Below are 20,463 nucleotides of genomic sequence, written 5' to 3' on the forward strand. Positions count from 1 at the left end.
TTCCGCAAGAGCTTCATAGAAATCTGTCTTGCTATGCCAGCTCGAACCGTCGATCTCTATTCTCCGAGGCGCCTCACTCACCGCCGCCGTCCGCCCTTCTCATCTTCGAACAGCTCCGCAAGCTGCTCCATGATCGTGCCGCCTAGTTGCTCGACGTCCATGATCGTCACCGCGCGGCGGTAGTAGCGGGTTACGTCGTGGCCGATGCCGATGGCGACCAACTGCACGGGTGACACATTCTCGATCCAATCGATCACGCCGCGAAGGTGGGCTTCGAGATAGCCAGCCGAGTTCACTGACAGGGTGCTGTCATCCACTGGCGCGCCGTCGGAGATCACCATCAGAATGCGGCGTTCCTCGGGGCGATAGACCAGACGCGAGTGCGCCCACAAAAGCGCTTCGCCGTCGATGTTTTCTTTCAACAGCCCTTCACGCATCATCAGGCCGAGATTGCGGCGCGCGCGGCGCCAAGGCTCATCGGCTTGCTTGTAGATGATGTGGCGCAGATCGTTGAGACGCCCCGGCCCTTGCGGCTTGCCATCGGCCAGCCATGCCTCGCGCGATTGCCCGCCCTTCCAAGCTCTGGTGGTAAAGCCGAGGATCTCGGTCTTCACCCCGCACCGCTCCAGCGTGCGCGCGAGGATATCGGCGCTAATCGCGGCGATGGAGATCGGACGCCCGCGCATGGAGCCCGAATTGTCGATCAGCAAGGTCACAATCGTATCCTTGAAATCGATATCGCGCTCGACCTTGTAAGAGAGCGCCGTGCCCGGCGACACGATCACGCGGGACAGGCGCGCGGCGTCCAGAACGCCCTCTTCCTGATCGAAGTCCCAGCTGCGGTTCTGCTGCGCCATCAAGCGACGTTGCAACCGGTTGGCAAGCCGCGTCACCACACCCTGAAGCCCGGTCAGCTGGCTATCAAGATAGGCGCGCAGGCGGTCCAATTCTTCAGCATCGCAAAGCTCAGGTGCTTCGATTTCCTCGTCGAACTTTTCGGTGAAGGCCTTGTAATCGAGGCCTTCGGGAATGTCGGCTTGCGGACGGTTCGGGCGCGTGGGCGCGTTGGAGGCATCGCCGTCTTCGCCCGGCTCGCCTTCCTCAAAGTCCTCATCGCCCTGCATTTCGGCCTCGGTATCACCCTCAGCCTCGCCCTCCTGCATTTCGCCAGCAGCTTCAGCAGTGTCGGGTTCGGCCTCGCCCTCTTGCTGCTCGTCGCCCGCGTCCTCTTCATCCTGACCATCGTCTTCGTCAGAATCGTCGTCTTCGGTCTGGTCCTGTTCTTCAGTCGGACGGGTCAGATCAAGGTCGCGCAGCATGTCGAGCGCGAGTCTTTGAAAGGCTTCCTGATCGCCAAGACTGTCTGTGAGGGCAGAGAGATCATTGCCGACCGCCTTCTCAATCGCCTCACGCACAAGGCTAAGGCCAGTGACAGCGCGCTCGGGAATAGGTTCGCCGGTAAGCTCCTCGCGCACCATCAGGGCAAGCGCGGTTTGCAGCGGCACTTCGGAAGCGTTTTGCGCACGGGTGATGCCGTCTGAATTGAGCCGCATCTCGGTAGCATCGTCGAGGTTGGCCTTGATCCCGTCAAAACGGTTCGCGCCAAGCGCCTCGTAACGGACCTGCTCGATCGCATCGTAGCAAGCCCGCGCAACGGGTTCAGGCGGCGCATTCACCGCATGAAGCCCCGCATCATGGTGGCGCAGCTTCAATGCAAAACTGTCAGCGAACCCGCGCGCTTCGCTCACCTGCTCCGCGGGCAAATCGCGTCCGGGCAATGGCACGCGAAAACGGTTGCCAGACGCGCCCGGCACGTCCGCGCTCCACGCAACCTCGACTTCCGCATCGCGGGAAATGGCGCGAGAGGCTCCGGTCAGGGCCTGCTTGAATTTATCGAGAGGTGTTTCTTCAGACATTACCGGTTGCCGTTAGCAACCCATGAGCCGTGGCGGCAAGGCGTATCTGATCAAACGATGCCCATTATACAATCGACTGCCCCGTGGCTTCCCAGTCCTTGAGGAAGCCTTCAATGCCCTTGTCGGTCAGCACGTGGTTGAACAGCGCATGGATCACCTTGGGCGGCGCCGTCATGACATCTGCGCCGATCTTCGCAGCTTCGAGCACGTGGGTGACGTGGCGAACGGACGCGACAAGGATTTCGGTATCGAAACCATAGTTATCATAGATCAGACGGATGTCCTCGATAAGGTCCATACCTTCAAAGCCGTTGTCATCATGGCGCCCAACGAACGGCGAGATAAAGGTTGCACCCGCTTTCGCCGCAAGCAGCGCCTGGTTCGCCGAAAAGCACAGCGTCACATTGACCATCGTGCCATCGCCCGTGAGCGCCTTGCAGGTCTTGAGCCCATCGACCGTCAGCGGGACCTTGATGCAGACATTGTCCGCGATCTTGCGAAGAACTTCGGCCTCTTTCATCATCGTCTCGTGATCGAGGGCGACGACTTCTGCGGACACGGGGCCATCGGTGATGCCGCAAATCTCGCGTGTCACTTCCATGAAGTCGCGGCCCGACTTGTGGATCAGCGACGGGTTGGTCGTAACCCCGTCCAAAAGGCCTGTTGCTGCGAGGTCCTTGATCGCATCAATCTCTGCAGTGTCGGCGAAGAATTTCATGGGCGGGGCCTTTCAATCGAGTCTCTCTTTCGACGCTGATTGCCCGTGTGGAGGGAGATTCGCAACCGGAGAGGTTCGTTGTTTCGGGGATGCCTTGTGCGCGATCAGCCCTAGAGCGACCTTCCAAGCCCAAAGACGCCGATCAGAAGCGGGTCGTTGGTTCCTTGCGGGTTGGCGCGAATGAGCGCTTCTTCATTGCCGATTTCGCTCCAGATCACATCGTCGATATTGCCCGCAAAACCCTGCACAATACCGCTGATATCTGACCCGCTTACTTCGCGCAGAAGTTCGGAAACCGCCGGGTCGGACGCAATGCGTAGCGCATCGCCTAGCTCTGGCACCATCTCGTCGATCAACCGTCCGCCCAACTCCCCGCGCAAGGCAGTGGTTGCCGCCTTTGGGCCCCCGCGCACCAGCTGAACCGCATTGGCAAAGCCGATGGTCCGCACCGCTTCGGTCACGATGGGCGCGGCCTTGAACGAGGCATCAATGGCAAAGTCGGCAAAAGCATCCTCCAACTGGGCCTTCACCAGCGTCGAGGTGAGAACCCTCGTCAGGACATTGCCACGCGATCCGAGCATGTCGCCAAGACCAAGCTGAGCCACTTGATTATCCCAGAACCCGCCGTCCGCGGTAAGCCTTGCAAAAGCATTCTCGCTTGACAGCAGAAGCAAACGCCGCACCGCTTCGGTCAGACTGAAACCGGACGTGCCGGCGCAAGCTGGAAGGCTGAGCGCTGCCGAAAGCGCGAGACCTCCCCCGATAAACTGACGGCGCGCGACCGGCGTATTTGCAGATGTGTGCGGGGATTTGTGCATATGTGCCTCCTCATTGACTGGCATATTCGCCTCACGCGGCATAGTTGTAGCCCTGCGATGAACCGCGTCCGAATTCTTGTCCTGAATGCAGCACTGGGGCCGCTTGATTACAAGCTGGCCGAAGCAATGGCTGTGGAAGCCGGGAGCGTCGTGGTCGCGCCCCTGGGCCCGCGCACCGTAACGGGCGTGGTGTGGGACGAAGGGCGATTACCGGGAGCAGAGGTTGACGCCTCGAAGCTTCGGGCGCTTCGCGAGGTCGTGCCGGTGCCGCCAATCTCAGCGCCGCTGCGTCGCCTGATCGAATGGACTGCCGACTATTACTGCGCCCCCCTTGCAAGCGTTGCCCGCATGGTTTTGTCAAGCGGCGGCGCATTGGGTGGGCCAACCACAACAACCGAATATCGGCTGGTCGAAGGGGCCGTGCCTGAACGTATGACCCCGCAGCGCGAGGCGGCGATTGAACTCTTGCACGGCGAGCAGGGCATTTTACGCGAACTATCCGAGATTGCAGGGGTTTCGACCGGCGTGCTTAGAGGTCTTGTGAATCAGGGCGTGATAGAGCCGGTGACGGTGGCGATTGATCGGCCCTATCCCCCTAGCGATCCTGATTTCCATCAGCCAGCATTGTCAGACGATCAAATGCGCGTTGCCAAGACGCTGGTAAAAGCGGTTGAGGCGCGCAAGTTTGAGCCATTCCTGCTCGATGGTGTCACAGGTTCGGGCAAGACGGAGACCTATTTTGAACCCGTCGCCGAGGCGCTGCGCATGGGGCGGCAGGTGCTGGTCTTGCTCCCCGAAATTGCGCTGACTGAGAATTTTCTCACACGGTTTGAACGACGCTTCGGCACAGCGCCGGTGCAATGGCACTCGTCGCTCAAATCCACCGAGAGGCGCCGAGCCTGGCGGGCGATCAGTGAGGGTTCGGCGCAGGTCATCGTGGGTGCGCGCTCGGCACTGTTCCTGCCCTATGCGAACCTTGGCCTGATCGTCGTCGATGAAGCGCATGAGATCAGTTTCAAACAGGATGACGGAGTGCGCTATAACGCGCGCGATGTGTCAGTCATGCGTGCGCGGTTCGAGAAGATCCCCGTGGTGCTCGCCAGCGCAACGCCTGCGCTTGAAAGCCTGCATATGGCGAACAGCGGGACTTACACAAAGCTTGAACTGCCCAGCCGATTTGGCGGGGCTGAATTGCCTGAAATCAAGCTCGTCGACCTTACAGAGCATAAGCCGGGGTCGGGATGCTGGCTGGCTGAGCCTTTGGTTGAGGCGCTTGGAAAACGGCTGGAGGCGGGCGAGCAATCGCTCCTCTTTCTCAATCGGCGGGGCTATGCGCCCCTCACCTTGTGCCGCAATTGCGGGCACCGTTTCCAATGCCCCAATTGCAGTGCGTGGCTGGTCGAACATCGGCTCTCACGCCGCCTTTCCTGCCACCACTGCGGACTTGAGGGACCAGTGCCCGACAGCTGCCCAGAGTGCGGCGAGGCGGATTGCCTGGTCGCCTGCGGGCCGGGTGTGGAGCGGATTGCCGACGAGGTTGCCGAACGCTTCCCCGATGCGCGCGTTGCGGTGGCGACCTCCGACACGCTTGGCTCGCCCGAACGCGCCGCCGAATTTATCGCCAAGGCCGAAGCCAAAGCCATCGACGTGATAGTTGGCACGCAGTTGGTGACGAAAGGCTTTCACTTTCCTGACCTTACCCTAGTGGGCGTGGTCGACGCAGACCTTGGCCTTGAGGGTGGAGATTTGCGCGCGGCAGAACGCACTTATCAGCAGGTCGCGCAGGTCGCTGGACGCGCAGGTCGCGGGTCGAAACCGGGAGAAGTGCTGATCCAAACGCGCCATCCGGAGGCGACTGTAATCGCGGCGCTAGCCGATGGCGACCGCGACGGGTTCTACGAGGCCGAAACCGAAGCGCGCCGCGATGCAGGGGCCCCGCCCTTTGGCAGATGGGCCGCGATCATCCTGTCGAGCGAGGACGAACGCGAAGTGCGTGATGTCGCGACGCGCATGGGCCATTCGCGCCCGCATCTGGACGATGTGATGATCCTTGGCCCAGCGCCCGCCCCAATGGCGCTCCTTCGCAACCGCTACCGCTACCGCTTCCTCATCAACGCGCGGCGCAGCGCCAATCTGCAAGGCGCGCTTCGTGATTGGCTCGCCACACAGGAATTCCCCCCCGGCGTACGCGTTGGCGTCGATATCGACCCATACAGTTTCGTCTAAACGCACGCACGCGGCACTTTTCGCACACTCACGCGTATGAAGGCCATGCCCAAAGCCACAACCCTAATTCCCGTTCTCGGTGACCAGCTCACGCGCAGCCTTCCCTCGATAATGGGGGCCACAAAAGATGGCAGTGTGGTCCTGATGATGGAGGTCTGGGGCGAGGCGACCTACGTCAAACACCACAAGCAGAAGATCACGCTGATCTTCTCCGCCATGCGCCATTTTGCGCAGGAACTTCGCGATGCCGGCTGGCAGGTCGACTATGTGAAACTGGACGATGAGGACAATTCGGGCAGCTTCACCGGCGAAGTCGCCCGTGCGATCGAACGCCATGATCCCGACACCATCCGAGTAGTCGAAGCGGGCGAATGGCGGGTGCAGCAATCGCTTGAGGAATGGGCGGACAAATTCGACTGCGAGGTCGAAATCCTGCCCGACAGCCGTTTCCTATGCTCGCATCAGGAGTTTCGCGACTGGGCCGAGGATCGCAAGCACCTCACCATGGAGCATTTCTACCGCGAGATGCGCAAGAAAACCGGCATCCTGATGAAGGACGACGGCAAACCTGTCGGCGGCGACTGGAACTACGACAAGGACAACCGCGAACCGCCAAAAGACGAGATGGACCCGCCGCCCGTCCCTAAATTCGAGCCCGATGAAATCACCAAAGAAGTGATGAAATTGGTCGAGGACCGCTTTGGCGACCACTTCGGCAATCTTGATAGCTTCCAATGGCCCGTCACCGCCACCGAGGCCGAGAAAGCCGCCGATGCCTTTTTCGCCCAGAGGATCGAGAAGTTTGGCCCCTATCAGGACGCGATGGTCCACGGGTCAGACGACCTCTATCACTCCATGCTGTCCACCAGCATCAATTGCGGCCTTCTGGACCCGATCAAGCTGTGCGAGAGAGCCGAGAAAGCGTACGAGGACGGCCGCGCACCCATCAATTCGGTTGAGGGTTTCATTCGTCAGATTATCGGCTGGCGCGAATACATTCGCGGTTTTTACTGGCTCAAGATGCCGGACCTGCAGACGGATAACAAACTGAACGCACAGCGCGTACTTCCTGAGTTCTTCTGGACCGGTGAAACCGATATGCGGTGCCTGTCTGACTGTATCCGCTCAACCCACGAAAACGCGCACGCGCACCACATTCAGCGGCTTATGGTGCTCGGCAATTTCTGCCTCCTCGCCGGTATCAATCCGAAGGATGTGCAGGATTGGTATCTCGCCGTGTACGCCGATGCCTATGAATGGGTGGAACTTCCCAATGTCTCTGGCATGATCCTCTATGCCGATGGCGGAAACCTTGCGACCAAGCCCTACGCGGCAAGCGGCAATTACATCAACAAGATGTCCGACTACTGCAAGAAATGCACATACTCGGTCAGCAAGAAAACGGGCGAAGGTGCGTGTCCGTTCAACCCGCTCTATTGGCATTTCATGGACCGCCATCGCGACCGGCTGGAAAGCAATCACCGGATTGGCCGCATCTATTCCAACTGGGACCGCATGGATAAAGAAAAGCGGCGCGATTACCTTGAGAGCGCGCAGCACTTCCTCGACAGTCTTGAGCCTGCCGACAAAAGTTGGGCGCGAAACGGCTAACCCGGCTGAAGCGCTTTCAACAACCCTGCAGCCGCTCTGGTATCGACATACTCTCGAAACCGCGTAATCTTGCCATCCTCAATCTCGCCGACAACGCACAAGATAAGCTTGAACGGTGCGCCATCAGGCAACGTTCCGCACACGTCGTGCTCCTCGATGAAGCCGGTGTCCGTGGCTTGGCGTACCGGATTTTCATAGCGAAAATCGGGCACCACCTTGTGCACCAAGGCGGTGAAACCCATCAGTGTTTCGGCATCCATCGGCGCACCGCCGTTTTGTGTCCCTTGGAAAGTGTCAGCGCAAAGGCTTCGCGCAGTCTCCAGGTCCGCCACTTCGAGCGATGTAAAAAAAAGGCTGGCGATTTTGACGTTGTCCATGGGAGCGGACGCTACGGCTTTAGCGTAAGCATTGGAAGAGGTTTCGCAGCCACACCAATGCGCTTTCGACAAATCACTCGACATTCAGCACAAGCACCGCAAAAGTCCTGAAAAACTTACACTCAGGAGAGAGCCCACATGCTGACCGTACACCACCTTCGTATTTCGCAATCAGAGCGTATCGTCTGGCTGTGTGAGGAGCTGGGGCTCGAATACGATCTCAAGCTCTATAACCGCGATTCCGAGACGCGCCTTGCTCCGCCAGAATTGAAAGCGCTCCACCCGATGGAGATCGCGCCGGTCATCACCGATGGCGACTTGGTTCTCGGCGAAAGCGGCGCGATCATGGACTATATCGTGGGCAAATATGCGCCCGATACGGACTTGGTGCCCGGCCCCGACAGCCCCAATTTTGCGCAGCATCTGTATTGGTATCACTTCGCCAATGCGACGCTGATGACCAATGGCATGATGAGCATTGCGGTGAATGCCGTCGGCGCACAGATGCCACCCCCGCTTGCCAAACGTATCACCAATGCCTGGGCGCATATCGAAAAGGCGTTGGGCGAGCACGAATATTTTGGCGGGACGCAGTTTTCGACCGCCGACATCATGCTGGGCTTTTCTCTCACAACGGCGCGCGCGTTCAGCGATATGAGCATCGAGGGCATGCCGAATTTGCAGGCCTATCTGAAACGCATCGGCGCGCGGCCCGCTTATCAGGCGGCGATGGCCAAGGCTGAACCGGGTTTTCCGCCCAAACTCGACTGATCGTCCAACCTCTCGCCTCATCTTTGGAACAATCTATTCTCCCGCCAGTAGGTGAGGGAAGGACACTGGTGTCAAAAGGCAATTCAAGGAGAGAGCCAAAATGTCAGATCACATTTACAAAGTCGTCACGGTCGTGGGCAGCTCGACCAAGTCGGTCGAAGATGCCATTCACGGCGCGGTTGCAAAGGCGAATGAGAGCATTCGCAACATGAACTGGTTCAAGGTCGTCGAAACACGCGGTCACATCGAAGATGGTTCAGTTGCCCATTTCCAAGTCACATTGGACATCGGTTTTACACTCGATTGATCGGGTCAAAGGAGCAACAATCCATGAAAACGACCAATTCCGCCTCCGCCCGCTACGAAGGTCTGGGCAAAACCGGAAAAGGGCATGTCTCCACCAAATCCGGTGCGCTCGACAATCCTTATGGTTTCAACACCCGCTTTGAAGACGCGGCGGGCACCAATCCCGAAGAGATGATCGCCGCAGCGCACGCCTCATGCTTCACGATGGCAACCAGTTTTCAACTGGCAGAAGCCGGGCACGAGGACGGCGAACTTCATTGCGATTGCGATGTGACCCTCGAAGATGATGGCGAAGGCGGCTTTGTCGTCACGAAAAGTGCATTGAAATTAAAGGGCAAGTTACCCGGTGTCTCAAAGGGCACGTTCGAGGAGCTTGCGAACAAAGCAAAAGAAAATTGCCCTATTTCAAAGCTTCTCGATTGTGAAATAACGCTCGAAACCGAGTTTGAAGGGTAAGAGCGCAAGCAGGGCGGGACGACGTTGGAACCTTATCAGCCACTCAGCCGCTCTATTTCAGGCCACAAGGCGGTCGTGACCGGCGCCGCCAGCGGTATGGGCCGGGCGACCGCGCATCTCTTCGCCTCTGAAGGGGCGTTGGTCGCGGTCACTGACCTTGAGCAGGCGAAATGCGATGCGGTGGCAAGCGAGATCAACAAAGCTGACTATTCGGGCCGCGCTTTTCCCCTTGCTGTTGATGTGAGCGATGAGGCCGCGATCAATTCTGGCGTTGAGCGTATCGCTGATGAATTCGGCGGGCTCGACATTGTCGTGAACAACGCAGGTTTCGCGCGCCACGCGCCCATCGAGGATGAAAGCTATCCCGGTATCTGGGACGCGAGCATTGCCGCAATGCTAACCGGGCAGCAAAGGATGATCCGCGCTGCCATGCCGCATCTTCGCAAAAGTGACTGCCCGCGCATCGTCAATATTGCTTCGACCGAAGGGCTTGGCGCGACGCCCGGCAATTCGCCCTATGTCGCGGCGAAGCACGGGGTGATCGGGCTTACACGGGGCCTCGCCGTGGATCTGGGCCGCGATGGTATAACGGTCAATTGCATCTGCCCCGGCCCGATACGCACCGGCATCACGCAAGGCATCCCTGAAGAGCACAAGGAAATCTACGCCAAGCGCCGCGTGCCTTTGCGCCGCTATGGCATCCCGGAGGAAGTCGCGCATATGACGCTCTCACTGGTGCTGCCTTCGGCGAGCTTTCTGACAGGTGTCGCGATCCCCGTCGATGGCGGGCTTACAATCAAAAACGCTTGAGATGCGCGCTCTGGTCGGTCACATAGGAGCGATCCAGCACCACAAAGTCGCCACAAGTGTAGCTGACGTTGCTATGCGTTTTAGTGCGTATCCGAGAGGCCGCGTTGCGAATATAGCTCGAAGTGACATCGTGGGCTGGCGTTTGAGCGTAAATACTCGACGAGTTCATCCAGCCAAGAATGTCGAAGGTCCATTTCGGGTAAGGCGTATTGCCCGGGTCCCCCGATTTCCTACTGCGCGCGCGCTTGTTATCGCAGGCCGATGCTTCAGATGGCGCACCACACGATAGATCGTCTTCCTCGATCAAAGAGGTCTTTATTGATCGATTTGATTTAAACTCCTGTACAGTGTCTCAAGTGTCTCAAGCGGCGAAAGCGACGCGCAAAAGATTGACACGAAGCACGGCCCATACGCATGGGAGGGCCCACCATGCTTCTTGATCGTAAACCCCCAGCAAAAACGAGCGCCGAGATGAGCTCCTCGATGTTGTCAGCGACCGTGCCCGAGATTGCGGTGCTTCTGCCGTGCTACAATGAAGCGGGCGGGATAGCGAAGGTGATCGCGGATTTTCGCAAGAGTCTGCCCGCGGCCAAAATCTACGTTTATGATAACAACAGCTCCGACGGTACGGTGGAGATAGCGCGCGAGGCAGGGGCAATCGTGAGGCGAGAGCCGCGACAGGGCAAAGGCCATGTGGTGCGCCGGATGTTTGCTGATATCGAAGCCGATATTTACGTCATGTGCGACGCCGACGACACTTATGACGCAGGCGCGGCAGGCGTATTGGTCAGCGCGCTCCAAAGCCAAGGTCTCGACATGGTGGTGGGCGCGCGTCAGCAGGAAAAAGCGGGCACTTACCGCCCGGGCCATGAGTTCGGCAATTGGATGCTCAGCGTGCTGGTGCGCAAGATCTTTGGCGACCAATTCCGCGATATGCTGAGCGGCTACCGCGTTTTTTCGCGCCGCTTCGTGAAGTCTTTCCCGGTGATGTCGGGCGGCTTTGAGATCGAAACCGAGCTTACCATTCACGCGCTTGAGCTGGAGATGCCAGCGAGCGAAATGCCTATCGCGTTCAGCGATCGCGCGCCGGGTTCTGAAAGCAAGTTGCGCACATTTCACGATGGTTTTCGAATCCTTGGCACCATAGTGAACCTGCTCAAGCAAGAGCGGCCTATGCAGTTTTTTTCTGCCTTCGCCGGGCTGCTGGCGCTCGTGTCCGTGGCCCTCGCTGTGCCTATACTGGGGACCTATCTCGAAACCGGGCTCGTGCCGCGTTTCCCGACAGCCATCCTATCGAGCGCTTTGATGCTTCTGGCGTTCCTGTTCCTATTTAGCGGCTTGATCCTGCAAACCGTCACACGCGGTCGGCAAGAAGCAAAGCGGATGCGGTATCTCGCGGTGCCCGGTGTCCATGCGACCCTGGGGGACGGCGAGCCAGGCGAGAGCGACGCCTGACATGGAAATGCCGCGCTTCCTGCGCTTTGCCCTTGTTGGCGCAACAGGCTTCCTCGTGGATATCGCCGCGCTTTATGCAAGCTTTGCGCTTGGAGCGGGGCTCTATACCGGGCGCGTCATTTCGTACCTTTGTGCGGCAACCTTTACATGGGGGGTGAACCGACGCTTCACGTTTGCCAGCGAAGTGCCGCCCAGCGTGAGCGAATGGCTGAAATTCCTGGTCGCAAACGCTGGTGGCGGGCTGGTCAATTACGCGACCTATGCGGCGCTGGTTTCGTGGGGTACCGGTTTTATAGGGCATCCGGCATTGGCCGTGGCCTGCGGGTCGATAGCGGGGCTGGTGGTGAACTATCTGGCAAGCAGCCGCTTCGTCTTTAATGAGAAGATACCAAACTAAGCTGCTGTTCAAAAAGTGTTATATACGCATCGAGAGTGTTCTGAAGAGAGAACTCTCTAGCTCTTGCGGTAAGCGCGTCGGAGCCTCTTGGTAGGGACAAGCGCCGCGTCATAGCCTGCGCCAAAGCCGATGCGTCGCCGACGGGCACAAGGTTCTCCTCGCCCAGCGGTGCGAGCACCTCGGCAATGCCCGTTGGTGCTTTTGTGGCAACAATCGGGGTTCCGCAGGCCAGCGCTTCGAGAACGACATTGCTCGCCCCTTCCCACCGTGACGAGGAGACAAACAGATCAGCCTTCGCCAGATGCTTTGCGACATTGTCGACATGACCAAGGAGTTCGACCCGTTCGCTTACCCCCTTGGCTTCAGCATGGCCCCGAAGGCGCATCATCCAGGCCTGGCTGCCGCGCCCCAAGATCCGCAAAATCGGTTTTGGCTGGGTGCTTATAAGCGCGAGAGCGTCAATGAGGGTCGCAAAGTCCTTCTGTTTGGAGAGGCGGCCAATGCCAAGGATCACGGGGCGCTCATTTTCCGGAGTTTGCAGGCTGGTGCTTGCAAAACGCGCGGCGTCGATGCCATTGGGAATGACCGACAGCTTGTCGGCGGAAATGCCAAGCCCGCTTTCAATTTGCTCCCGCAACTCCTCCGAGACCGCGACGACATGATCCATCGCGCGATATTGCAACGCCTCTTGGCTCGCGATCGCTTTGCGGATCAACCAGTTCGATTGCCCTTGCGAGACAACCGCATTGCTTGCTCTGGCAAGAGACCGCGGTCGCTTGCTGTCGGACAACGATCCAAGCGCTTTTGCCACATGCCAGTGCATCTGATTGCCAGCGGAGAAGATGAGCGCAGGGGCGCGGGACTTGAACGCCTCGGCAAGAGCGCCCTGATGCCTCAGAGAATCCCAATCGCGTTGCGCTGTGGTCTGGTCTGCGAGAATGGGGTTGAGCGGCGCACACTCTCGCGCCTCCTCCAAGAACTCGCCCTGCCCTCGCAGCGGCCAAAGCTCGAAATCAAGGCCCGCAGAGCGCGCGGCTCTGGCGATGCGAAGGAGGTTGCGCACCACCCCGCTTGCCCGAAGGTCATAGACAATAGCGCCGATCACGCGGCGGCTCGTCACCGACCGTCTCGCAGCCAGATCACGGCGTTGCCGTAAGGGCTCTCCAATCGGCGGTACCCAGCGTTCCGAGCAAATTCCTCGATCGGCACTTCGAGACCAAGTGCATCGACATGGTCGAAGTTCTCATAGCCCGTCACTATCGCATCAGGCCGGGTCTGAGCGAGATACTCGGCAACGGTGCTGTGCGTGGTTATGCGCAAAACATCCCGGTCCGCTTCTGCGATCATATCGCCGGTGCGGTAGGCAAAGGGGCCGGTAGCGAAGGTGGGATCGAGGGGAAGGCCGCTTGCAAGCACCACTTCGGGGCTGAGGCTCGCGGCGAGGCCATCAAGCCCGGCTTTTGCAGCTTCGCGAGCGAGAAACGCGCCCTCGGACTGGATGACCAGCGGGTTGGCATCATCACTCATGGCGCCCTTCCAGATCTGAAACACCGGCTGCCCAACCCCTACGACGGCGGCAAGGATAAAGGCGTATTTGGCAAAACTCGCGACCTTGCCGCCCTTCTCGCAGTGCTCCTGCCAGACGAGGCCAAATCCCACGAACAGCGGCGGCAGAAGAGGCATGGCGTATTGCCGCCAGGTGGGTGTGGGAGCGACAGTGGCGACAAGCCCGGCGAACACCAGAACGTCGATCAGAAGCAAGATGGGCCGCTGCGCCTCACGTGCTCGCACAGATGCCAGACGCAGCCACACGTACACCACCAGAGCAAACAGCGCAGGCCCCCTGATCAGCGTCAAGAACACGTCGCGCAACTTGGCGAAGAAGGTCAGACGATCCTCAAGTCCATTGGCCGCGTACCATGCAAGCGGAGCTTGGGCATGATAGCCGAAGTTGCCATAATCGAAAGCGAGAGGCGCTGCTTCCCGAAACCAAAGGAGCGGGGCAAGTGCGAGCGCGAGCCCGATGGTCGCGGCGGCGGACCACAGAATTGCGGTGCGCCACGGCATCGCTCTCACAAGTGCGGCCCAGACGGGAAATCCAGCAAGGCAAAGCGCAGGCGCAAGGTAGGATATTTTGGTTCCCGCTGCCATCCCAAGCACAGCGCCAGCAATCGCCCATACCCAAAGCCGCCCCGCGCTCCGGCGCGTCTCGGCAAGCTGAATGGCGGCCAACAATATCGCTCCGCTCAAAAGAAGCGCTGGCAGCGCGTCATTGCGCACCACCGTCACGCTAAACGCAAAAGTGTGGCACAGCGCGAGCAAGATGCAGCAAATCGCAGCGCGGCCCGCATCCAACCGAAGCCTGCGCAACGCCGCATAGGCGAGCACCAAGGCGCCTCCTCCCGAAAGCGCGGTGACCACACGCGAGGCGAGAAAGCCATATCTTTCGAACAGTTCAAACAACGGTGCGAAGAAATATATCTGATAAGGCGTTTGTAGGTAAAGAAAATCGCGAAACGGGACGAAGCCATCACTCGTCAGTTGAGCCGCCGCGATATACTGCGTCTCATCGTGGTTGATGGGCGAAATGAGAGCCAGGAGGGGCAACAACACGCACGCCGCAGCAAGCCAGCCCAAATGGGCTTGCTGTGGTGTATCAGCGGCCCCTTCTCCGGGGACCGGGGGTGAAATGCCCATATCGCTCATCGCCTTGCTCATGGCGCGTCAAACCTTTAATGGCCAGCGCCGTTCGCAAATTTGAGAAGTTTGATGCGCATTTGGCTCAAAGATGATGTCTTGAGGCGCGTCATGCGCAACACCGGCATGCTCGGCGTTGGCAAAGTGGGAGGTGCGGTTCTGCACCTTGCCTCAATTGCCGTGACTGCGCGGGTTCTCGATCTCAATGAGTTCGGCCTCCTGATGCTTTTTCGCAGCCTTGCACAAGGGCTTGCCGCTTTCGCCAAGTTCCAGTCATGGCAAGCCATGGTCCATTTCGGCGCCGCTTCCTATGAAGCGAACCATATGGGAGAGGTGCGCAGCCTCTGGTTTCGCCTTGCGACTATCGACTTCGTCGTCGGGTTCGTAGCCATGGCACTTGGTGGTGTACTGGCCTTTGGCGCGGGTGAAACGCTCAGCATTCCAGCCGAATTCGCCTCTGTCGCGGCCCTCTACTGTCTCATCGTGCCCTTACAGGTGGCAGGCACGCCCACAGGCATTCTTCGCCTCGCCGACCGCTTTGACCTGATGGCTTGGCAAAGCCTTGTGACCCCGGCAGTCCGCTTGATCGGGGTGAGCATCGCCTATTTATTCGGCACACCGCTTTGGGCGGTGGTCCTCGCTTGGGTCTTATCCGACATATTGGGCGACGCGTTTCTCTGGGTCTGCGCCATTATTGTCGCCAAAGCGAAGGGCATTATCTCAGCAGGAGGATCAACTGCGCCAACCACGATCCCCTCGAACCTTTTGTGGCGCTATCTCCTCGGCACCAATTTCAACGCCTCGCTTCAACAAGGGGCCTTGCCGCTCTTGACGCTCGTTATCGGAGGGGCTCTCGGAGCTTCGGCGGCCGGAACTTATCGCCTTGCCCAGACCTTGCTCGAAGCCGTGTTCGCCCCTGTCGAACTCGCCATGCGCAGTCTTTTTCCGGAGATATCCAAACTGCAGGCGGCAACGGGCGCACGCTTGAAAGAGGTCATGCGCCATGTGGGCTCGACCCTGCTGTTCGTCTCCATCCCGGCGAGCCTCGTCCTGTATTTCGGAGCCGACATCATCGTTGCCCTCATCGCAGGTGAAGCCTATTCGGGAGCCGGACAGCTTTTGTCTCTCCTTGCATGGACACTTCCTGCGCTTTTCCTCGCAGCGATTTGCGAAACCTTCATGCTGGGAAGCGGCAGATCGCTTGCACCGGTCCTATCGCGGATCACCATTGTCGGGTCGGTGCTTGCGGTTATTTTTCTCAGCGCAAAAGAGTTGGATCTTGCTGGTCTGGGATCAACGATCCTGCTTGCTAGCTATGCAGGGCTGCTCGTGCTTCTTGTGCCGACCGGTCTTGCTCTTCTTGGCAAACGGCAGACTGGGGCTCAGAAATAGCGGGCTTGGCGGGGCGTTCATCGTGCAGGCGTTGCGCCAAGATTTGTCTGACCAGTTCAAGATCCTCGGGCTTATCGACGTCAATCGGCGCTTCGGCATCCAGTACAATGGGTTTGGCAACCAGCCCCATTTTACGGCTTGCCATGCCAAGGCCTTTCTCAAAACCAACCCGCCGGAGTAGAAATGCCAGGAAGAGCGAGGGGCCAAAACTGGCAATCAGTTTGATGCCCTTCTTTCGATCCTGTTCGACCTCGCGCCAGTGGTCGATTGCGGGCAGACATAGATCGCTGTTGAAGGCGAACAGGTTCGCGCCCGAATAATGCCCATCCCTGAATTTGAGCCATGTGCGCCGTGTACCGGGAAAGCGGCTTTCAACGACAGAACGCTCGCTCACGCCGACACCAATGTCGCAACCTCCTGCGCATGACAAGAAACTCTGCACCCTTCGCCCAGTCAAAAGGGCATTGTCCGCCGTGGTTACCAGAACCGGCCAAGGTGCGTCAGGGGTCCCGAGTATGGATCGCAGACTGCTGGCAATGCCATTGCCGCTGGTCATTAGTGCAATCCTTGGGTCGCTCAAAAGATCGGAAGGCTCACCGCTTGATATGAGGCCGGTGTCCTGCGCAAGGACAACCACCCTCGCAACGCGATCACTGTCGAGCAGCGCACGCACCACCCGCGATAACATCGTACGACCTTCAATTTCGATCAGAGCCTTGGCGGGCACGCCAAGCCCCTTTGCCAGCGGATCGCCGTCCGGGCGCTCGCCTGCGAGAACGATCGCTGTCCAATCGCGCATTTTGGCTGGGTCTATGTCTTGCATTCTGGGTGACAAAACTTTGCTCCGAATGGTTCGCTACCGAAACAAAGACGAATAGGCTGACGAGTTCCCTTTGCCATGGCCTAAAACGAGAGGCTATCCAAGTGGCGAAGGCGTTTCCGCGATGAATAGCCCCGCCTTGGAGACAAAAGAGAACCGCGTGGCCGAGCGAGATGAGGCGCTGATTGATCAACAATAGGCAAGGCGCGAAATAGCCTGGCGCGGTGAAACCGCCACCAACCGGTTCGATGAGACCCGTTCTACTGCACCAGTTCCAATCCTTGCGCCTTGGCGAGATAGCCCAGCATTGCTGTTTCCGTCTTTGTGAGGTCAGGCGCGCTCTGCTCTACGCTCCCCACGGCTTGGCGTTTTTTATATGATGCGTCTCGCAAGGAAATGACGGCTGGGTGGATATAGCTGTTTCTGGCAATGGTGGGGGTGTTGCGCAGCACGTTCGCTGCTTCTTCGCTCATTGCTTTGATGGTCGGTTTTTCGACGCTGATACACAGTTCGAAGGCAGCAAGCGTCCCTGCCCAGGTGCGAAAAGTCTTGGCGGTGATGTGCTCGCTATCTGCAACATCCTGAAGCCAGTCGTTCACATGTTCAGAACGCGCGCAATAGATTTCGCCATCAGACCCGATGTAGCGGAAAAGTTCCTTTCCCGGCAATTCATCAATCTTCTCAAGAATTTGGAGCAGCCGGCGATCACTGATCTGGCGACGAACCCGCTTTCCACCCTTCGCGGTGTAATCCAGGCGAATAGCGTCATCAGTCATTTTTACATTGCGTTGTTCAAGCGTGCAGGCGCCGACCACATCGCCCTCGCCCGTGCTGCTCCCAATACGCAAAGGCGCGTTGTCGAGCAGCCGAACGAGCGCTGAGATAACAAGCTCTTTATCCGGTTCACCAACTTCGCGAAAGACGCGCCGCACCCGGCGCCGGATTCTCGGCAAGGCGGCTCCAAATTCGACTAGCCGGTTGAACTTGGTTTGCTCCCGGAATGCGCGCCAGTTGTCGTGGTATCTGTATTGTTTGCGGCCAGCATCATCCACGCCGGTCGCTTGCAAATGGCCGTTAGATTGTGGGCATATCCACACCTCACGCCACGCGGGCGGCAAGCCCAAAGCTTTCACCCGAGCCAGTTCGGTTTCGCATTTCAAAGCGCGACCGTCTGTATTGAAGTAAACGAAGTCGTCCTTTTTGCGTTTTCGCGCAATACCGTTGTCGCTTTCCTCGACGTAAATCAGGTCATCGGGCAGCTGTTTGTCGCCTGCCGTAAGATCCATCATTTGCAAGGCAGCGACAACGGTCATGTAGTTGGCTCATACGTAAAGGGTCTCAGGTTCATGAGGCCCGAAATCGACTTAGGCGTTTTCGGCGATGATCTTCTCGATATCTGCCATGTCATGGTTTGTGAGATCCTTGTCGATCTCGGCCACGATGCGCTTTTCGACCTCCTGGTGCCATTCCTTGCGCAATTCACCCAAGGTCGAAGGGTCGGCCGCGACAATCAGCTCGTCAAATTCGCCGCGATGCGCCCGCTTGTAAAGCATATCGGCAAGGTCGTGCGCGAAGCGATCCTTGGCGAGCTGGTGCCAATCGGTATCGTCCACGGCGGACTTGTGACCTGTGCCGTCGAACATGCGCCCGCGGCGGTTGGCCGCCTGTTCGCGTGTTGGCGGATTATCCTGTTCCTTCTTACGCTCAACATCGAGGTGGGGCGTCTTGGCATCGCCGATATTGCGCATGAACAATGCCTTTTCCCCATCTGCAACCAGGACAAGGCAGCCTCTTGCGATGTTGCTTGAATCATCGTTCAAATCGGGAAGCTTTTGCGTTTCATAGACCATTGCGGATCTCCTTTTCCTGTGTGTTACAAATCGATAGTGCGCGGGTCGCGCGCCCCGGCGTTAGCGACCGGTTCGGAACAAGCGTTCAAGAAAGCCCGGCTCTTCAAGTGGTTGAATTCGGCCGTACTTCATATACCGCAGCGAGGCGTCGCTATAAGGGCGCGGAGCAGTCCATTGATCAGGTTTACTGCTGTGAATCGATGCCGGTGTCATAGAGTAATTCCTTTAATAGTCAGGCTCATGCAGCGCCCCTGTTGAGGCCCATGCCACGCTTCGCCCGGTTTCCCCGTCTTGTAATAAGATCAATCAATCGACGTGCGATTGGTTCCAAATATCGCAAGAGAAATGACAACCAACGCCCGTTGCTTGCATCGTACGCAGCTTACGCCTTGCGGACCTCCGAATGGCTCTTGAAAACCTCCTGCCCGTCGTTCTGCTCGATCTTGTATGACGGGCAATCTTCGCTGGCATCGCGCGTTACTTCGTTGCCATCGATCTTAAGCGTGCGCTTCTGCGTATAGACCTGCTTGACCTCGCCGCTGGCTGTCCCATCGCCCCAGTCCCACTGGACCTTGGTTCCTTCCGAATATCCACTCATACTCTCTTCCTTTCCGACTTGATTGGTTGGAGTTAAACGATTTCCTGAACGACGGCTTTGACCGAGGTGTGTTCGTCATCTTCGGGTGACGCCACCGCCGGCTTTTCATTGATCCATTGGTCATTCTCGACTGCGTCGAGCATAAGTTTTGCGATGTCGCCTGTTCTGCTGCGGATCAGATCCTCGCGAATAACGCGGTCGGTGATGACGGCATCGGGCGACGGGTCTGCATCCATGATCCAGCCGGGGCGAACCGCGGTCCAGCGCAGGTTATCAAGCCGCGTCAGCTGCGCCTCCATATCCTCCATCTGTTTGAAGACCATCGACAAAGCCGGAAGCGTTGCCTGAAAATGCGCAGGGCCACGGTCGAGCGTTTCAACAAAGGTCGCTGAAACCACTATCAGGCGATCGATGGACGCTACTTTCATAGCGCCCGCGATGCGCAGCGTGCCTTTGGTATAAAGGGGCGGAGGGTCAAACAAGGTCGCAGGATCATTGCCAACCCCAAGGCACGAGACAACGGCGCTCGATCCTTCAAGCGCGTCTGTCAGGTCGTCTTTGAGGACATCAGCCTGAACAGTGGTCACCTTGGAGTGGGCATGGCTCGTCCCGTTATGTGAAATCGCCTTTACATCGAAGCCGCGCTGCGCGGCTTGATCCACAACGCGCGAACCCACGCGGCCGGTGGCTCCGAAAACGGTGATCTGCATGCTCAATATCTTTCTATGCTTGTCGCACCATCGAAGCGGTGCGTTTAAATTTTACGCTTGCTCCGCCCCAGTGACGTCTATCCGGTGATAGCCTTTGTGATTGCGATCGAGGCCGCGCTTGCCGTGCCGGTTGCAAATGCGCCCCAAAGGATGTCGATAATGCTGACTTTGGTGGACCAGGTTTTCAGCACACCCTGGCTGGTGAGATCATAGGTCGCATAACACAGCCCGCCCAGCAGCAGCCCGTCGAGAAGCGCCGCTCCAACGCCGCCTTGCACAAGCGCGGGGGCAAGAACGAACCAGGCCATCCCCGCAAGATAAATGAAATAGAAGATAAGAGCCGGAGCCATCCGGAAATCCTCTGCCATCACTTCGCCGATATTCGGGCGGTAGAGATTTGAACCTGCCCAACTCAGCCAGAGCGCATCCAAAGCTCCAAAAATGATAGCAGCACAAAGGATGGCGATAGCCAATTGCATGTCGGGGTCTCCTGATCGGTGTTCCCCGTATTTACCGCAAGCCGGCGCTTTCGTTC

General features: G+C 58.4%; 22 protein-coding genes. 9 read left to right on the forward strand and 13 right to left on the reverse strand.

Features of this window, described 5'->3' with window-relative positions; all coding sequences use genetic code 11:
* Positions 1–77 precede the first annotated feature (77 nt).
* The 3 genes from cobT to MWU38_RS02730 form a co-directional block, all read right to left on the reverse strand.
* Complete coding sequence (gene cobT, locus MWU38_RS02720) at positions 78–1,916, reverse strand: cobaltochelatase subunit CobT (RefSeq protein WP_247270292.1); 1,839 nt, start codon at positions 1,914–1,916, stop codon at positions 78–80.
* A 64-nt stretch (positions 1,917–1,980) separates the two neighbouring features.
* Positions 1,981–2,634: a fructose-6-phosphate aldolase gene (gene fsa / locus MWU38_RS02725; protein ID WP_247270293.1), complete on the reverse strand. Its 654-nt coding sequence runs from the start codon at positions 2,632–2,634 to the stop codon at positions 1,981–1,983.
* Positions 2,635–2,744: 110 nt separating this feature from the next.
* The gene (locus tag MWU38_RS02730; RefSeq protein WP_247270294.1) at positions 2,745–3,452 is read right to left on the reverse strand and encodes a DUF4197 domain-containing protein; all 708 of its coding nucleotides are present in this window, start codon (positions 3,450–3,452) and stop codon (positions 2,745–2,747) included.
* Positions 3,453–3,509: 57 nt separating this feature from the next.
* Between MWU38_RS02730 and MWU38_RS02735 the strand changes: the two genes are divergently transcribed.
* Positions 3,510–5,678, forward strand: a complete 2,169-nt coding sequence (locus MWU38_RS02735) for a primosomal protein N' (protein ID WP_247270295.1) — start codon at positions 3,510–3,512, stop codon at positions 5,676–5,678.
* A 45-nt stretch (positions 5,679–5,723) separates the two neighbouring features.
* Positions 5,724–7,289, forward strand: coding sequence for a cryptochrome/photolyase family protein (locus tag MWU38_RS02740; RefSeq protein WP_247270296.1), 1,566 nt, complete (start codon positions 5,724–5,726; stop codon positions 7,287–7,289).
* Here MWU38_RS02740 and MWU38_RS02745 read toward each other — a convergent pair.
* Positions 7,286–7,666: a limonene-1,2-epoxide hydrolase family protein gene (locus MWU38_RS02745; protein ID WP_247270297.1), complete on the reverse strand. Its 381-nt coding sequence runs from the start codon at positions 7,664–7,666 to the stop codon at positions 7,286–7,288. The genes MWU38_RS02740 and MWU38_RS02745 overlap by 4 nt on opposite strands.
* A gap of 138 nt (positions 7,667–7,804) precedes the next feature.
* Here MWU38_RS02745 and MWU38_RS02750 point away from each other — a divergent pair, with 138 nt between their 5' ends.
* The 4 genes from MWU38_RS02750 (at position 7,805) to MWU38_RS02765 (ending at position 10,009) form a co-directional block, all read left to right on the forward strand.
* The gene (locus MWU38_RS02750; protein WP_247270298.1) at positions 7,805–8,437 is read left to right on the forward strand and encodes a glutathione S-transferase; all 633 of its coding nucleotides are present in this window, start codon (positions 7,805–7,807) and stop codon (positions 8,435–8,437) included.
* A 100-nt stretch (positions 8,438–8,537) separates the two neighbouring features.
* The gene (locus MWU38_RS02755) at positions 8,538–8,744 is read left to right on the forward strand and encodes a dodecin (RefSeq protein ID WP_247270299.1); all 207 of its coding nucleotides are present in this window, start codon (positions 8,538–8,540) and stop codon (positions 8,742–8,744) included.
* Positions 8,745–8,767: 23 nt separating this feature from the next.
* Complete coding sequence (locus tag MWU38_RS02760) at positions 8,768–9,199, forward strand: OsmC family protein (RefSeq protein WP_247270300.1); 432 nt, start codon at positions 8,768–8,770, stop codon at positions 9,197–9,199.
* 24 nt (positions 9,200–9,223) lie between these two features.
* Positions 9,224–10,009: an SDR family NAD(P)-dependent oxidoreductase gene (locus MWU38_RS02765; protein WP_247270301.1), complete on the forward strand. Its 786-nt coding sequence runs from the start codon at positions 9,224–9,226 to the stop codon at positions 10,007–10,009.
* Here MWU38_RS02765 and MWU38_RS02770 read toward each other — a convergent pair.
* Entirely contained in the window at positions 9,996–10,316 is a 321-nt protein-coding gene (locus MWU38_RS02770; protein ID WP_247270302.1) for a hypothetical protein, read from the reverse strand. The genes MWU38_RS02765 and MWU38_RS02770 overlap by 14 nt on opposite strands.
* Positions 10,317–10,480: 164 nt before the next feature.
* Between MWU38_RS02770 and MWU38_RS02775 the strand changes: the two genes are divergently transcribed.
* Both MWU38_RS02775 and MWU38_RS02780 read left to right on the forward strand, forming a co-directional pair.
* Entirely contained in the window at positions 10,481–11,464 is a 984-nt protein-coding gene (locus MWU38_RS02775) for a glycosyltransferase family 2 protein (protein WP_247270303.1), read from the forward strand.
* 1 nt (position 11,465) lies between these two features.
* A complete protein-coding gene (locus MWU38_RS02780; protein ID WP_247270304.1) occupies positions 11,466–11,861 on the forward strand; it encodes a GtrA family protein in 396 nt (131 codons plus the stop codon).
* Here the strand turns inward: MWU38_RS02780 and MWU38_RS02785 are convergent.
* Positions 11,839–12,981: a glycosyltransferase gene (locus tag MWU38_RS02785; RefSeq protein ID WP_247270305.1), complete on the reverse strand. Its 1,143-nt coding sequence runs from the start codon at positions 12,979–12,981 to the stop codon at positions 11,839–11,841. The two genes, MWU38_RS02780 and MWU38_RS02785, sit on opposite strands and share 23 nt — an antisense overlap.
* Positions 12,978–14,579, reverse strand: a complete 1,602-nt coding sequence (locus MWU38_RS02790; protein ID WP_247270306.1) for a hypothetical protein — start codon at positions 14,577–14,579, stop codon at positions 12,978–12,980. Before MWU38_RS02790 ends, MWU38_RS02785 begins: the two co-directional genes overlap by 4 nt.
* 51 nt (positions 14,580–14,630) lie before the next feature.
* Between MWU38_RS02790 and MWU38_RS02795 the strand changes: the two genes are divergently transcribed.
* On the forward strand, positions 14,631–15,950 hold the full coding sequence (locus MWU38_RS02795; protein ID WP_247270307.1) for an oligosaccharide flippase family protein: 1,320 nt from the start codon (positions 14,631–14,633) through the stop codon (positions 15,948–15,950).
* Here MWU38_RS02795 and MWU38_RS02800 read toward each other — a convergent pair.
* The 6 genes from MWU38_RS02800 to MWU38_RS02825 all read right to left on the reverse strand — a co-directional run bounded on the left by MWU38_RS02800 (position 15,868) and on the right by MWU38_RS02825 (position 20,407).
* On the reverse strand, positions 15,868–16,749 hold the full coding sequence (locus MWU38_RS02800; RefSeq protein ID WP_247270308.1) for an NTP transferase domain-containing protein: 882 nt from the start codon (positions 16,747–16,749) through the stop codon (positions 15,868–15,870). The genes MWU38_RS02795 and MWU38_RS02800 overlap by 83 nt on opposite strands.
* A gap of 281 nt (positions 16,750–17,030) precedes the next feature.
* Positions 17,031–18,083, reverse strand: coding sequence for a DNA topoisomerase IB (locus MWU38_RS02805; RefSeq protein ID WP_247270309.1), 1,053 nt, complete (start codon positions 18,081–18,083; stop codon positions 17,031–17,033).
* A gap of 51 nt (positions 18,084–18,134) precedes the next feature.
* Positions 18,135–18,620, reverse strand: coding sequence for a host attachment family protein (locus MWU38_RS02810; RefSeq protein WP_247270310.1), 486 nt, complete (start codon positions 18,618–18,620; stop codon positions 18,135–18,137).
* Between the two features lie 382 nt (positions 18,621–19,002).
* The gene (locus MWU38_RS02815) at positions 19,003–19,218 is read right to left on the reverse strand and encodes a DUF2945 domain-containing protein (RefSeq protein ID WP_247270311.1); all 216 of its coding nucleotides are present in this window, start codon (positions 19,216–19,218) and stop codon (positions 19,003–19,005) included.
* Between the two features lie 32 nt (positions 19,219–19,250).
* Positions 19,251–19,928 carry an NAD(P)H-binding protein gene (locus MWU38_RS02820; RefSeq protein ID WP_247270312.1) on the reverse strand — a complete coding sequence of 226 codons (678 nt, stop codon included), beginning with the start codon at positions 19,926–19,928 and terminating at the stop codon, positions 19,251–19,253.
* 77 nt (positions 19,929–20,005) lie between these two features.
* Positions 20,006–20,407: a DUF2177 family protein gene (locus tag MWU38_RS02825; protein ID WP_247270313.1), complete on the reverse strand. Its 402-nt coding sequence runs from the start codon at positions 20,405–20,407 to the stop codon at positions 20,006–20,008.
* Between the last annotated feature and the right edge of the window lie 56 nt (positions 20,408–20,463).

It is taken from the genome of Qipengyuania sp. S6317L1, assembly GCF_023015615.1.
Taxonomy (GTDB): domain Bacteria; phylum Pseudomonadota; class Alphaproteobacteria; order Sphingomonadales; family Sphingomonadaceae; genus Erythrobacter.